12 protein-coding genes are annotated in these 14992 nt (G+C 65.5%); 4 read left to right on the top strand and 8 right to left on the bottom strand.

All coding sequences use genetic code 11. The annotated features are described in order from the left end of the window. Genes R2733_00250 through R2733_00240 form a run of 3 tightly spaced genes read left to right on the top strand, consistent with a single transcriptional unit; the run spans window position 1 to window position 3856 of the window. Window positions 1-1323, top strand: a complete 1323-nt coding sequence (locus R2733_00250) for a hypothetical protein (GenBank protein ID MEZ5374907.1) — start codon at window positions 1-3, stop codon at window positions 1321-1323. Beyond that, the gene (locus R2733_00245) at window positions 1320-2627 is read left to right on the top strand and encodes an O-antigen ligase family protein (GenBank protein ID MEZ5374906.1); all 1308 of its coding nucleotides are present in this window, start codon (window positions 1320-1322) and stop codon (window positions 2625-2627) included. Before R2733_00250 ends, R2733_00245 begins: the two co-directional genes overlap by 4 nt. A 5-nt stretch (window positions 2628-2632) precedes the next feature. Beyond that, window positions 2633-3856 (top strand): hypothetical protein, encoded by a 1224-nt coding sequence (locus tag R2733_00240; GenBank protein ID MEZ5374905.1) that lies wholly within the window; start codon window positions 2633-2635, stop codon window positions 3854-3856. Here R2733_00240 and R2733_00235 read toward each other — a convergent pair. From R2733_00235 to R2733_00210, 6 genes are all read right to left on the bottom strand, one after another. Beyond that, a complete protein-coding gene (locus R2733_00235; protein ID MEZ5374904.1) occupies window positions 3842-4390 on the bottom strand; it encodes an ElyC/SanA/YdcF family protein in 549 nt (182 codons plus the stop codon). The two genes, R2733_00240 and R2733_00235, sit on opposite strands and share 15 nt — an antisense overlap. A 28-nt stretch (window positions 4391-4418) precedes the next feature. Beyond that, window positions 4419-5138, bottom strand: a complete 720-nt coding sequence (locus tag R2733_00230) for a hypothetical protein (GenBank protein MEZ5374903.1) — start codon at window positions 5136-5138, stop codon at window positions 4419-4421. Window positions 5139-5214: 76 nt separating this feature from the next. Beyond that, complete coding sequence (locus R2733_00225) at window positions 5215-6360, bottom strand: aminotransferase class I/II-fold pyridoxal phosphate-dependent enzyme (protein MEZ5374902.1); 1146 nt, start codon at window positions 6358-6360, stop codon at window positions 5215-5217. Between the two features lie 115 nt (window positions 6361-6475). Next, a complete protein-coding gene (locus tag R2733_00220) occupies window positions 6476-7102 on the bottom strand; it encodes a sugar transferase (GenBank protein MEZ5374901.1) in 627 nt (208 codons plus the stop codon). A 73-nt stretch (window positions 7103-7175) separates the two neighbouring features. After that, entirely contained in the window at window positions 7176-10115 is a 2940-nt protein-coding gene (locus tag R2733_00215) for a hypothetical protein (GenBank protein ID MEZ5374900.1), read from the bottom strand. A 522-nt stretch (window positions 10116-10637) separates the two neighbouring features. Next, the gene (locus R2733_00210; GenBank protein ID MEZ5374899.1) at window positions 10638-11744 is read right to left on the bottom strand and encodes a DUF222 domain-containing protein; all 1107 of its coding nucleotides are present in this window, start codon (window positions 11742-11744) and stop codon (window positions 10638-10640) included. A gap of 297 nt (window positions 11745-12041) precedes the next feature. Here R2733_00210 and R2733_00205 point away from each other — a divergent pair, with 297 nt between their 5' ends. Then, complete coding sequence (locus tag R2733_00205) at window positions 12042-12557, top strand: hypothetical protein (GenBank protein ID MEZ5374898.1); 516 nt, start codon at window positions 12042-12044, stop codon at window positions 12555-12557. Here the strand turns inward: R2733_00205 and wecB are convergent, their stop codons facing one another. After that, window positions 12558-13661: a UDP-N-acetylglucosamine 2-epimerase (non-hydrolyzing) gene (wecB, locus tag R2733_00200; GenBank protein ID MEZ5374897.1), complete on the bottom strand. Its 1104-nt coding sequence runs from the start codon at window positions 13659-13661 to the stop codon at window positions 12558-12560. It abuts the gene before it with no gap. Between the two features lie 28 nt (window positions 13662-13689). Then, the gene (locus R2733_00195) at window positions 13690-14952 is read right to left on the bottom strand and encodes a nucleotide sugar dehydrogenase (GenBank protein MEZ5374896.1); all 1263 of its coding nucleotides are present in this window, start codon (window positions 14950-14952) and stop codon (window positions 13690-13692) included. Between the last annotated feature and the right edge of the window lie 40 nt (window positions 14953-14992).

Below are 14992 nucleotides of genomic sequence, written 5' to 3'. Positions count from 1 at the left end.
GTGGCCGTCGGGCAGGCAAATGCGAGCCGGAAGCGGGGGAACACCGTGTGGAGCGACATCGCTCGCCTGTCCCGCTCTGCCTGGTTCGTCGCGATCCTGACGATCGCTGCAGTTCTTGCCTCGCTCGAGTTGCTTCCCGAGCCGACGGGCAGCGTTCGACTCCGTCAACCGATGACGGTGGAAGGCGCCAGTTGGTTGGATCTGGCAACGGCGCACGACCGAAACGAGGCGTGGGTCGAGTCGTCGCTTCCGACATCGCCGAGCGTGCGGCTCGAACGTCCGAGCAGCGAATCGACGTCGTTCCTTCTCGTCGTGACTGCTGCCGATCACACCGAGGCCGAGGCAGCGCTCGCCGAGGTGATCGACGGTCTCGGCCACGTGCAACCCGCGTGGAGTCAGCCGCTCGATACTCGAGAAGCACTGGTGACGACACAGCTCGACGACGCCAGGTCTGCGCTCGACGCCTCGGCGGGGCGGATTGCCGACATGCGGAGCGAACGTGAGGCAGCCCTCAGCGTCGGTGATCAGTTGCGAGCGGATGCATTGGCCGCCGATCAATGGGTCGAGGAGGACGAGCGCCGTCGACTGAACGCCGTCGTCGGTGACCTCGAGCGTGACCTCGACGCAATCGCGCTCGATCGGGCCGATCTTCCCCGGGCGGTGCCGGTCGGGTCCCCGTTCGTGGAGGACGAGACGCCTGCGCTCTCGAGCGAGAGCCGAGCGGCGGCGATCGGGTTCGCGGTCGCCATCGTGAGCGCAGCTGCAGCGATGGCCTTCGACCGCCGCCGGGGACGTGTCCGCGACATCGGTGCACTCGCGCGCGTGTTCCCCGATCGGCGCACCGCCGTGCTGAATTCGGAGGCGATCGCATCCGGTGGAGTTCCGGAGCTGGCAGCGGTGGCCCACCAGGTCGCCCAGGAAGGGCTGGCAACATTGACGGTGGTCGACGCAACTCGACAAGGTGCAGCCCCCGCCGTGTCGTCACTCCAACAGGAACTGGCCCTCGCCGGTCTCGGCTCACGGGTATTGGCGGGCGCTGGTCTCCTCGAGCGCTCGCACACGATCGGGCTCGGTCCTGATGAGCTCGCGCTGATCGTGGTGCCTGCCGCCGATCCTCTCGTCGCAGAACGAGTCGTCGCTCACTCGGCGCAGGCGATCGTCGTCATCGATGATCACGCGCGGTCGGCGTCGGCGCGCCGGATGGTCGACCGTCTCGAAGCCCTCGGTGCGCCCGTTCTCCTCGTACTGCTCGCTGAGCCTGCACCCGATCGACCCCGGCGGGCGGTCGTGACTCGATCCGCGGTCGGTCCCACCCTGCGATGAGCCTGCTCGCGGCCGCATCGATCGGCGTCATCGCCACCGTGGCGGCGCTTGGACTCGTCGGAGCCACGGCGAGACGAAGCGATCCGCTGATGGCGCTCGTCGTCCTCGTGATTGCCCTCGAGGTCGACGTCGAACCGCTCGCCGGTGCAGCAGCGGATCGGGGTCGTGATCTGGTCGTGGCGGCCATCGTGCTCGTCGCCGCCGTGCTCGGCTGGTGGTCCGCCCGTCGTGATCGTTCGTTCGTCTTCTGGACACCGCTGGTGTACTTGCTCGCTCTGCCGGTGCTGGGACTGGTGCTGGCTCCGACCTCGGTCGACCCTGTCGTCTCGGCTTCGAAGTCACTGGCGACGATCGCGGTCGTCGTCGTGGTGGCCGTGGCCGTGCTGCATCGAGGGTTCGACGATGTGTTGGAGGCCGCCGTTCTCGGGCTCGCACTGATCGTCCTCGCTTCGGTCCTCTCCACCTCTGCAGGTATCACGGGGCCGAGCATCGACTGGGCCGGGCAGCCCGATGTCGGCATCGGCGGCCTCCGCCGCTTCGGCGGTATCGCTGGTGACCCGAACGCCCTCGGTCGCGTCAGCGCACTCTGTTCCGTCGGCGGTGCGGCATTGTTGTACCGGGGGCGGGGGAGGGTGCCCATCCTGCTGGAGGTGATCGGCATCGGTGGTCTGGTCTTCGCACAGAGCCGCACGGCGATCGCTGCGGCAGTGATCGCCCTGGCGTTCGTGCATGTTCGCCATGGGCACAAGCGAGCGGTCGCCGCCCTGATCAGTCTCGGCATGGCAACGGTGATCCTGATCACCGTGTCGAGCCGATCGCTGGTCGATGCCGTCACCCGCGACGGAGGCGGAGTCGGCGAGCTCGCCACCGGGACGGGAAGGACGACCCTGTGGCGTGTCGTGTGGACGCTGGCGTGGGAGCGTCCCATCGTCGGCCACGGGGCCTTCGCCTCGAAGCCGGTGCTCGAAGCTGCCGTTGCGGCGCGATGGGTGCCGTTCGAGGCACCGGATGCCCACAACCTCCTCTTGAACCTGTTTCTCACCCAGGGGTTGCTCGCCGTTGCGATCGTCGCCGCACTGGTCGGGTCCATCTCTGGAGCGCGCGACCGCTTCCAACGCGGCGTCGATCCTCGGATCGTCACCCTCGGGATCTTCGTCCTCTTGTCGATCACCGAGAACACGCTGCGCAAGCCGGGTGCTGCCCTCGTCGTGTTGTCGGCAGCGGTCGCCTCGCTCACGTTCGCACCACGCCCAGCGGCCCCGTTGGCGACGCCGTCGCCGAGTCCAGCGCGAACCGCAGGATGAGAGCGATGCAGAATGCCCCGCCGCGTGCCGTCGTCGGGCGTACCGGGTGGATGGTCGCTGATCAGGCCGCCAACAGCATCTTCAGTCTGGTGGCCGGCCTTCTCGCCGCACAGCAACTCGACGTCGTCGGCTTCGGCGTGTTCTCGACGCTGTTCGCGGCCTATCTCGTGCTTCGAGACTCGCTGCGGGCACTCGTCCTGGACCCGATGATCATTCGGCGAGCGCACCACGGCGCCGATCAACGCTCGGTCGTCTTCGGCCTCTCGGTCGCCCTGGCCACTGCGGCAGGTCTCGCTGCCGTCGTGACGTCGATGTGGTGGACGAGGCTCGATGGTGCGACGGCAGTCGCCTTCACCGTCGCCGCGATCGCACTCTGTACGGTGGAAACGCTGCGTGCGTTCGCCGTGCTCGACGTGAGGCCCGATCGGGCAGCCGGTTTGAGCGTGTTGCTCATCGTCGGCACCGTCGGGTCGTTCCCGCTCGTCACCGGCGGACCCGATTCCTCGGCGACCTACGTGCTGATCGCACTCTCCCTGGGTGGGCTGCTGGCGGCAGCATCGAGCGCCCGAGGTCTCTCACGGCTGCGACCGCGCGTTCCGAACACGTGGTTGGCGGCCCATCGCTCGATCGGCCTGCCGCTCTTCGTCGACTACCTCGCCAGCGCAGGCGTCACCTCATTCGCATTGTTCGTGCTCGCTGGGATCGACATCGAGCAGGCAGCCGGTCTGCGCGGCGCACAGATGATCGCGGCACCGCTCACCTTGCTCTTCGTGGCGCTGCTCCAGGCTCTCACTGCAGAGGGAGCGCGGCTCCGGGCGACCGATCCCGAAGTCATCGAGCGCTTCGGCAGGATGGTCGTGGGCGTGATGGCCATCGCTGGCGTGGTCGCAACGGCCATGGTTGCCGTGCTGGGCGGACAGCTGGTGCGGGCGCTGGGCGAATCGGGAGCAGCAGCCCGACCGGTGCTCGTCCCGATGGTCGTACTCAGTGCCACGAGCGGAGCGAGTCTGGCTGCGTCCGGGGTGCTCCGAAGTCGAGACGAATCCCGGGCTGCCATGCACGCGCGCCTGCTCGCCAGCGGTCCGTTCGCCTTTGGTGTGATCGTCGGAGCGATCCTCGACGGTGCTCGGGGCTTGGCGATCGGCGGCTCGATTGCCAACGTGGTGACCGTGCCACTGTGGTGGCGGGCGGTCGTACAGACTCGACCGCGTCAGCTAACCCTCGAGTGAGCACGCTCGGTCGAGCGTGAACATCTGGCCCAGTGCCGCGAGCTCGCGGAACTTCACGCCGATGCCCTGGTCGTTGTCGGCGGCTGCTCGGTACACCTCACCGTCGAAGCAGCGTCCGAGCCATCGGCTGGCTCGGCTCAGGTGGTAGTCGTCGGTGACGGCCACCATCGAGGTCCACGCCCGCTCCTCGGCCACTCGGGCGAACGCGATGGCCTCGCCCTTGGTGTTGTCGGCGCTCACGCAGACCACGTCGTAGGGGAGCGAGGTGTCGTCGCACACCGCCACCTGGGCAGCGAACGCTTCGGCGTTCCACTGGTCGGTTCCGGTGTTCAGCACCAGCGTGTCGGCCATGCCATCGGCCATCAGTTGCTGCGCTCGTTCGAGCCGTTCGCCGTGTCCACCGGCGAAGACGACGACGCCGTTCGCCTGCCCGGGCAGATGTTCCGACGGTCGCGCGATCGACCAGACCATCCAACCGACGCACAACGTCAGCGCAACGGCCGCCACGCCTGCGAACTTCGTTCCGATCGACATCGTCGTTGACTCTACGGTCGGTTCTGGATCAGCCTGCTGCTGGTTGGTGCTGGATCACCACGACCTGACCATCTTCGACGGTGACGACCGCCTCGGCCAGCCCGTCGACCCAGCCGGTGATGGCGTAGTCGCCGGCGGTCACGGGGCCGATCGGGCCCTCGTCATTCGAGAAGGTGAAGATGTCGACATCGGATGCCAACGCCAGTGTGCGAGTCGCCTTGTTCGAGTTCTCGACGAACGGCCGCTCGGTCTCCTCGATGATCTCGATGCCGTAGTAGCACGCCAGATCGAAGTCGATGGTGCCGTCGCCGATGGCCGTGACGTACCCGAACCACACCCCGCTGGGAAGTGTGTCGGACGACCCGGGCACACAGCCCGAGTAGTACGCCTCGCCGTCGACCTCCGAACCGAACTCGTCGGGCCAGCGAACGACGGGCGCAGCTGCCGCCTCGGCGCCCGTCGACTCGACGGATTCGTCGACGAAGGGCAACGCCGCCGGCTGCGAGCTCTCGGTCTCGGTGCTCTCGCTGGAAGAGGAACGATCCCGCTGGGTCACATCGCCGTCGTCACCTCCGTTGGTCAGCGCGATGATCCCGGCGATCAGCAGCAGCACCACCAGCGCACCGGCGATCAAGTACGGGGTCCCCGAGGTGGGAGACGGCTCCGGGTCGACGCGCACCGGCAGCGGTGAGTCGTCGATCGGATACTCGTCCCACTCGGGGGACGGCTTGTCAGGTTTGATCGCCATCGCGGCCTTCTCGTCGCCTCAGGACTGGATTACCGATCCATCGGCAGCAGGGGCGAAGGAGTGAGGAGATGAACTTTCAGGCGACTCGAGTCTCGGCGGGCGCACGAACGATTGCGGTCAACGCATCGATCACACGATCCTGTTGATCATCGGTCATGCCGGATCCGGAAGGAAGACAGATGCCGTACCGGAACAAGTAGTCGGCCACGCCGCCGCCGATGGTCTCGACGCCGTTGAACACCGGCTGCTGGTGCATTGGTTTCCAGACCGGCCGAGCCTCGATCTTCTGGTCCTGCAGTCGGCGGCATACAGTCGTCGGTGAGAAACCTGCGGGCAACAGCGCCACGCTCAGCCAGCGGTTCGGCCGAGTGGTGACACCGTCGGGCATCCAATCTAGATCCGGGAACGACTCCTGGTACCTTCGGAAAATCGCTTCACGCCTTGCGATCTTCTCCTCGAGCCGACCGAACTGGGCGAGCCCGAGCCCCGCCAACAGGTTCGACATCCGGAAGTTGAATCCCACATCGAGATGTTCGTAGTGGATCTCGTTCTCCCGTGCCTGCGATGCGAGATGCCGCGCCCGGGCGATCTGCTCGGCAGGACCGATGAGCATGCCGCCACCCGAGGTGGTGATGATCTTGTTGCCGTTGAAGCTGAAGACGCCGAGATCCCCGAAGGTGCCGGCCTTGCGGCCATCTGGCCCGACCGACCCAAGCGACTCGGCCGAGTCCTCGACCACGGCGACGCCATACCGGGCGCACACTTCGAGCATACGCACGTAGTCAGGAAGATTTCCGTAGAGATCGACCGGCATCACGGCGGCTGGCAAACGATCGACAGCGGCACGCTCGGCAAGGAAGCCGTCGAGACGGTCGGGATCCAGGTTCCAGGTGTCGGGCCCGACGTCGCAGAACACCGGGTGTGCGCCGACGTGCAGCACAGCGAAGGCGCTTGCGGCAAACGTGGCGGTCTGCACGACGACCTCGTCACCGTGCTTCACACCGGCGAGGATCAGGCCGAGTTGCAGCGCAGCGGTGCCCGAGGAAAGCCCGACCGCGGCTTCGGCGCCGGTGTACTCACGTACCGACGCCTCGAAGGCATCGATCGAGGGCCCAGCGGGCGCAATCCAGCCACCGTCGAATGCTTGTAGCAGGCCTTCTCTGTCGGCATCCGTCACGTCCGGTGGCGAGAGGAAGACCCAGCCGTTGTCGGGGGCCGTCATCAATACTCCTCGTTCTCTGAGTCGCGCTGACAAGATCGGTCTTGTCTCAGGTGTTCCACGCTATTCGCCACCCAGCGTGGCGACAAGGGCGCGCAGTGAGCCGTGATGCCTACATTCACCTTGATCCCATGAACTCTTCGGCCCCGATGGCCATGCCCTCGGCGGCGACGCCGTGACCCTTCGTGACCGTGGTCACCGTTCTGGCCAAGATCGAGAGGTCCATGCGCAGCGAGTGGTGGTCGACGTAATAAACGTCGAGTTCGAACCGTTCGTCCCACGAGAGGTCGTTCCGGCCGCTCACTTGGGCCAAGCCGGTGAGGCCGGGACGGACATCGTGTCGGCGCATCTGTTCAGGTGAATAGCGGTCGAGATATCGCATGAGAAGCGGACGTGGGCCGACGAGGCTCATGTCGCCTCGAAGCACGTTCATGAGCTCCGGCAGCTCGTCCAAACTGGTGCGACGCAGCCGTTCGCCAAAGGGATGCGTCCGATCGCCATCGGGCAGCAGCACCCCATCAGGACCAGTGGCGGCGGTCATCGTCCGGAACTTGAGCAGCTCGAATGGCTCGCCATGGAGGCCTGGTCGAGCCTGGCGGAACAGCACCGGGGACCCCAAACGCATTCGCACCATTATGGCGACGACAACGAGCATCGGTGACAGCGCGATCAACGCCACGGTACTGACGGCGATGTCGATGCCACGCTTGAGCGGCGACAGCGTCGTGGATCGGGCCCGAATCATCAGCACCACGCTAGGTGGTCGAATGCCTGACGAGCTTGAGGAGAATTCTGCGGACGGATGGTGTCCGGTCCCGCTACCCGGTCAGCAATTCGAGTTCGGTTCCAGCCGCCAACGCTCGGGCGACATCACGGATGGTCGAATCGTCGACGTGGTCAGCGAGGCGAAGACGACACAGCACCCGCCAGTACCTCGCACCGAGTTGGTCAGCAAGAGACACCGAGCGCATGAGCGAGTCGGTGCGCTCTTCCGCATCGCCGGCAAGTTCGGCGATGAAGCGCGAGCAGGGGCCAAGCGCACCGATCCCGAACCCCATCACTATCGACGTCGACTCGAAGGGCGCAAGGAATCGGCGACATCGCCGTCGAAGTTTCTCGTCGCCCGCCTCGGCGACCACCGATGCCACGATGGCAATGGCTGGAAGGGCCATGCTTCCCGGCGAGTCGAGGGCATTGTTCGCAACACGTACTGCCATGGCGCGTCCACGTTCCTCGGTGCCCTGGGCGACGTCGACGACGGAGAGGGCGGCCTGCCCGATGAGTGACCGGCTGAGATTGTTTCGTGCCTGGTCGAACATCGGAGCGATCGAGTCGAGTGCGTTCCGATCGAGTGCATCGACGAACAGGTGGGCAACGCGTGCACTGGCCGCCTCTCGGAATCCGTGTTGGGTGCCGAACTCGTACGCACTCTCGGCGAGCTCGAGCGAGCGTGCGAGGTCGCCATCACCCATTGCCAGGACCGCAGAGAAACACCTGGCGTGCCAGATCCGCAAAGGATCGGCGAGTTGTTCGGCTCGTTCGACGAATTCGTGATGGCGTTCTCGTGACTCGCCGAGGTCGTTGGCCTCGAAAGCCGAGATTGCCTGCATCTGGCGAATGCGCGCCCCTGCGACCCCCGCCGTATTGAGCGTGTCAGGTGGGAACGGGTGGGCGCCCGGCAGATGGTGGTGGTGCGTTGTCCACGCGGTGATGTGGGCGGTGGCTCGCTCGGCTTCGTCATCCGCCAGCTCGAGAGCGACCGCTGACCAGTGATGTGCGGCGTTCGCATCGCCCTCGAGCGATGAGAGCCGGCTGAGCTGGCAAACGACCCGGAAGCGCAGACCGGGTGCCAGGGCATCGAGGCGGATCCGTTCGAGCTGAGATCGGCGAACTGGGTCGCCGCCGGTGTGTTCGGCACCGGGGAGGCCACTGAGCGCCGCGGCTGCGGCTCGCTCCCAGTCGGCGTTGGCGACACAACGGTCGAAGGCCCGGCTTCGGGCCTCCGCACCGTCGCGGCCCGAGAGATCGAGCGCTTCAGCCCATGTGATGAGCACCTCGACGCTCGTGTCGTTGCCGCGCAAACCATCGATGCGTTCGCACTGTCGAGCAGCCCTCCGCCACTCGGACTCGGCCAGGTAGGCCTCAGCCGAGGCCTGAAGCAGCTTCGCAGTCAACTCGACGGGCATGCGCGACGACGCCTGGAAGCAGTGCTCGGCCCGGCGATGCAGCTCGGTCTCGAGGTCGAACGCCTGCTCGTGGAGCGAGTGGATGCGGAACAATGGAGCGCTCGCCAGGCATGCATGCCAGAAGCTGGCGTCTCGGAAGCGATAGATGTCGGCCTCGTCGGTCTCGTCGATGAACTCGCGGTTCCAGAGGTCGTCGAGTGCTTGCTCGGCATCGGCGACGGGCAGTTCGGAGAGATGGATGGCCGTCCCCACTCGGAACTCACGTCCGAGAACGGCGGCGACGACGGCGATCGCTCGAGCGTGTGCTCCCAGGTCGGCAAGCGCGAACTCGGCCCTTCGCCCGATCTGGGGCGTGCGGTGCAACGCGAGCGACCCGGGATCGGTGGCTTCGAGGAGCGCAGCCACCATCCCAGGCACACCGGCGCTCAGCTCGAGGATCTCGTCGGCCAACAGCGAGCGAGCATCGTGGGTTGCGTACGGAAAGTGGCGTTGCGCAACGACGTATACATCGGACTGCGTGACGGCGCCGAGCATGATTTTGGGCACGTCCAACTCGTCGATCTGGCGCTGGAACGCCAGCCAGTTGGCGGTGGCCGTATTCGGGTCGCCCGCAACCTTCACGACCAGCGGTCCAGCGGTGAGTGAGTGCTGCATCAGCCGGCGAATCACTTCGAACGATGCGACGTCGAGTGCATGGGCGTCATCGACGATGTAGTGGAGCGGGTGTGTCGCCATCTCGGCGTTGTCGATGAGGAAACGGACGTGCGAGTGGATCTCCCTCGCCATGTTCTCTACGTCGGTGGCGGCAGGAAGATGGAGATGGGCAAGAGTCGGCAGAGCAACGTGGAGTGGGGCCAGGGGTGGTGCATCGTCGTCGAGCGCAGTGATGTAGATGTAGTCGGCCCCAGCGTGTCGGAGCTGGTATGTCGCCTCTGCGATCAGGCGCGTTCGGCCCAACCCTGTCTCGCCGAGGAGGAGGAGGAGTGTCCGAGGCGACACGAGGTGGGCGAGCTCGGACTGACGGCCGATCAAGGGTCCTGCCCGTGTGAGGTCGAGCGCAGGATGGAGTCGTGACTGCACGACCCGTTGGCCGATCGGTGCGGGCGGGTCGGGTCGGCGTTCGCTGTTGGCGTTCGAGTGCAGCTGCACCAATGCCGACGAAGCCTGCATCTCTTCGCTCTGGTAGCGATCGAGCACCAGGCTGAGCAGGCGCTCGGCCTCAGGCTCGCGATTGCAGTGCGTGAGTATGTGCACGATTCGCTGAACCACGGCGTCGTCGTGCCATTCGGCTACAGCAAATCGAACGAGAGCTGACGCGCATCCGTCAGGAAGATCGTCGGGAATGTCGGTCTCGAACCGACCGAGCAGGCTTCGCTGGTGGAACTCGGCGAGGCGACGTGCGTCGTCGACGAGTTGCCCACCGCCGATGTCGTCGAGCGGGCGTCCAGCAAGCGCACGCTCGAGATCGGACGGTGTCGGTGATGCACCCGATTCGACGAACGACTCGAGCCACCACAGATCGACGTTGGGCGTCGGCAGCTCGAGTCGATAGTGCCCGGCTTCACTCTTCACCTCGAGCCCAGAGGCTGCCCGTCGCAACCTCGAGACGTTCAGTCGTAGTGCCGACTGCCAGGCAGCGGGAAGGCCGGAGGGCCATACCGACTCGGCAAGTCGGATCTGACTCGCACCCTGCGGGCCGGCGGCGATCAGGCCCGCCAGGAGTCGTGTCTGCGATTGCGTGATTCGCGAAGGAACGCCACCCGGCAAGGGCGACTGCACGGAAACAGCACCGAGTGCCGCAAGGCGGGGCTGGGATGTCGCGGAGGAGGGCATTCGACACAAGCACTGAAGGGCGAGGGGTGAGCTGAGACTAGTCGGGACGCGCGAGTACCCCGGCCTGGGCCGGGGTAGCTGCGAGTTTGGATTCGACCGGCACTGGGGTCAGGGTGCGGGTGGCCAGAGGCCGAGCATCTCGAGCCGCGATTTGTGCCGGTGGCAGGGGCCGCAGAGCGGCGCACCATTGGTGGTTTCGGTGAGGCCGCCGTCTTCGTAGCGGACGGTGTGATCGGCCTGGCATCGCCAGGCTCGTGTGTCTCAGCCGGCGCCTTGACAGTGCCGGTCTCGGATCATGATGCCGGTGCGGATGGCACCCTTGAACAACCGGGTCTTGGCCGAAGCAGTGAAGTCGCGGGTCTCGGTGTCCATGCGGAACAGCCGGATGTGGGCGGCGATGGCGTAGTCGAGCGCATCGGCGGGGGAGAGCGACAGGCCTGACTCGGTCTCGCACCGCCGAGTGGCGGCCCGGGCGACCGCTTCGCCCGGCTGGTAGCGGCGTGCGGGTGGCTCTTCACCGCGTGCGATCGAGTCTCGGCGCGCCGCTTCTTCCTCGAGGGTTTCGTCGTCGGCGACGATGTTGGCGACCACCTTGGCCAGGGCCGGGTCGGCAGCGATGCCTTGGCGCATGATGATCACGAAGGCGTCGTGTCGGCGTTGGCTGTCGTTGCGTCCAAGATCGGCCATGGTGGCTTCGTCGCCGAGCCGAGCTTGGGCGTTGGCCCAGTCGGCTTCGAAGAGTTCGTCGACCTTGGCGTTGAGTCCCGGCTCGATCTGGGCCCAGGCGGCGGTGGTGGACAGGATCTCGATGAGGACCTGCTGGCTGACCGGCTCGGTGAAGTCGAAACCACGGTCGGCGTGGGCCCGTTCGGCGTATTCGTTGGGGTCGATCGGGTCGACGAGGGTTTCCCAGGAGTTGAACAGGTGCTTGCAGGTGGCCCAGTCGTTTCGGGCGAACCCGATGAGGGCGTTGAGATCGGCGTTGAAGGCGGCTCGGAGTTCGGGCCGGCTCCACAGGCGAAGCAAGAGCGAGACGTGTTCTTCGTTGATGATGCCGTCGGCGAAGGCTTGCCCGACGGTGGGCTGTTCGGTGAACAGGAAGCGGCCGCGGCGGCACTGCTTGCCGGCGGCGGCTTTGGCCACGCGGAGTGAGTCGGCCAGCCAGAGTGCTTCGTTGCGATGGCGAGTCAATGATGGACCGGCCTGCTCCTGCGCTTTGGCCAGGAGTGCCCAGTACTCGGCCCTCGCTTCACGGGCCCGGGCCTCGGCCTCGAGGATCTGGTCGTGCAGCGACAGTTCGGGGCCGGTGGCCAGTTGGTCGTCGACGGGGCCTTCGCTTGCCCTGCTTGTGATCCCGCCAAGGAACATGGGTGAATGATATCGAACATATGTTGCTAAGACAAACGCTAAGTATGAGAATTACTGAAGATATTTGAGATGTAGATCAGGGGACGCGTCAATGAGCGAGCATGAGCTAGCTGTCAGACGATCTGGTTTCGTGTCTGAGCTCACTGCGACGGAAACCCTGGGGCGTCAACGTCATCGCTTTCTGCGATCAGCAGATGCCGAGCCACCGCGAGGTAGAGACACTTCCCCGGAGTGACCGGAGCGTCGGTCTAGATCCGGGCCGACGACGGACAGGTCGGCACGGTCGCCGGAGGCGTGATGACCATGGGGGCCCAGGCCAACGAATCACACTTCAGCGTGCTCGCCGGTCACTACGACGTGAGCATCGTGAAGAGTGGAGTGGAGACCATCCACGATGCGATCGATTGCTCGAGCGGCACCTGCCAGGCCGGAGCACCGATCGCAACAGCTGCGCTCCACCAGGTAGGTCCCGGCGGCATCGGCTGCCAGGGTGGCAACACGGCGGAGAGCATCGTCGGGCAGGTGTCGGTGCATGTCGCCAACGGCCAAATGGTGGTCGACATCGTCTACAGCGGTGCACCGAACCTGACGCTCACCGTCGAGCTCTTCGAAGCGACGGAATCGTTCAACTGCGTGCCCGACAACTTGGGAGTGGTGGCCGGGGTGTTGCTCACGACCGACGCAACCGGCAACGGGAGTGTCTTGTTCTCGGTGCCGTATCCCTATGTCGGCTACAACGGCACCATCGGCGACGGGACCGGAAGCGACGACCTCGTGGTCGTACTCGATGGGTCGTTGGGCCAGCTCGAGTGACTACGCCAGATCGGTCGGTCGAGGAGCGCTTGGGTCCTTGAGGCGAGTCTTGAGCACAGCGGCGATGCGGTCGCCAGCGTGTCCGTCCCACAACTCCGGGCACCGAGGTTCAACCTTGCCGGCGAGCGCCCGACCCGCGGCCGCGATGATTGCGGCGGGATCCGTGCCGACGAGCGTGTTCGTGCCTTCGGTGATCGTGATCGGTCGCTCGGTGTTCTCACGAAGGGTGAGGCACGGCACGCCGAGGGCGGTGGTCTCCTCCTGGATGCCCCCAGAGTCGGTGAGCACCAACCGTGCGCTGGCTTGAAGAGCGAGGAAGTCGAGGTAGCCGAGCGGTTCGATGACTCGAAACGACGGCGGCAGGTCGAGCGACGAAAGTTTGCCGGCCGTGCGCGGGTGCGCCGGGAACACGACCGGGAGCTTGGAAGACACTTCGCTGATCGCCCCAACCAAACGGGCCAGCGACGCGTCATCATCCACATTCGACGGACGGTGCAGCGTGACGGCGGCGTAGCCGCCGGCTGTCAGGCCGAGGTCGGACAGCGTGGATCGCTGCTTGGCTCGCTCGACGTTCTTCAACAACGTGTCGATCATGACGTTGCCGACGAGATGAATCTGGTCCTCGCGGTAGCCCTCTGCGCGAAGGTTCTCGACGCCGTCGGGCGATGGAGCGAAGAGCAGATCGGCCAGACGGTCGGCGACCACGCGATTGACTTCCTCGGGCATAGCCCAATCGCGGCTGCGCAGGCCCGCTTCCACATGGGCGACCACGGCACCGGCCTTGGCCGCAACGATCGAACAGGCCAGGGTCGAGTTGACGTCGCCAACCACCACCACGCCATCGGGTCGGCGCTCATTCATGTACTGCTCGAAGAGCACCATCACCCGGGCCGTCTGCTCACCGTGGCTGCCGGAGCCGGCACCGAGGTGAACGTCGGGGGAGCGAAGCCCGAGATCGTCGAAGAACACATCCGACATCGCCTGGTCGTAGTGCTGTCCGGTGTGGAGCAGATCCACCTCGATGCCGACGGCTTCGAGCGCATCGACGACCGGCTTGATCTTCATGAAGTTGGGCCGCGCTCCCGCAACGCAGGTGACGAGCATGAGAAGTCCTTCGTGGCGGAGAGACGGGTCAGAGAATCTCGACGGTGTCGCCGCTCAGCTTGTTTCGAGTGTCGAACACATAGCTGGCGTGGGCGACGACCATTTCGTAGTCGACGTTCGAATGATCGGTGACGAGCACGACCGCGTCGGCGGCCTTCACCTCTTCGACAGTCAGATCGACTCGTGTGATCAGGTGATCATGGTCGTAGCTGGCGATGTGAGGATCGTGCACTCGCACGTTGGCGCCGAGTTCACACAGCTGCCGGATGATCGGCGACGCCGGAGTCTCGCGTGCGTCGTTCGAGTCGCGCTTGTAGGCAACGCCCAGGATCAGAACACGGGATTTCTTCGCCGGCTTCCCCCGGTCGTTGAGCCCCAGCATGATGCGCTTCACCACATAGTCGGGCATGTGATCGTTGACATCGTTTGCGATCTTCACGAAACGGCTGGGCTGACCCAATTGGCGCTCGAACTTCCACGACAGGTACGACGGATCGATCGGCAAGCAGTGCCCGCCAACACCGGGCCCGGGGTAGAACGGCATGAAGCCGAACGGCTTCGACGCGGCGGCACCAATGACCTCCCAGATGTCGATGCCGAGCGCCCGTGACTGCGATGCCAGCTCGTTGACGAGCGCGATGTTCACGTGACGGAACGTGTTCTCGAGCAGCTTGGCCATTTCGGCTTCGCGTGTGCCGGCAACCGGAACGGTCGTGTCGACGAGCGCGTCATAGAACGTCTTCACGGCGTCGAGCGACGCAGGGTCGACGCCCGCCACGATCTTCGCCGTTTTCTGGAACGTCCACGTCGTGTTGCCGGGGTCGATCCGCTCGGGACTGAATCCGAGATGGAAGTCTCGTCCGGCGATCAGGCCCGAGAGCTCCTCGAGAATCGGGGCGACGAATTCTTCGGTGGTGCCCGGATACGTCGTCGACTCCAAGATCACGAGGCACCCCGGGCTGACATGCGCAGCGACCAGTTCGGACGCCGATTTCACGTAGCTCATGTCTGGCGCACCATCGTGCAGCGGCGTTGGCACCGTGATGACGGCAACGTCGAAACCGGCAAGCGATGCCGGGTCAGCGCTCGCCGAGTAGCGGCCAGTGGCGAGTGCTTCGGCGATGTCATCGCTCGTGATGTCGTCGATGTAGCTGACACCGTCGTTGAGCGAGTCGACCTTTTCAGTCGAGGTGTCGAAGCCAAGTACGTCGAAGCCGACCTCGACCGCCCTTACGGCGACCGGAAGCCCGACGTAGCCCTGGCCGACAACGGCCACCTTCTGCGTGTTCATGTTCTTTCGCCGCCTTGTGTCTGAGAGTGCTGCCGTTCGG

Source organism: Acidimicrobiales bacterium, from assembly GCA_041394265.1.
Classification (GTDB): domain Bacteria; phylum Actinomycetota; class Acidimicrobiia; order Acidimicrobiales; family SZUA-35; genus JBBQUN01.
Note: the sequence above shows the minus strand (reverse complement) of the source record. Positions and strands in the feature narration are given on the sequence as shown.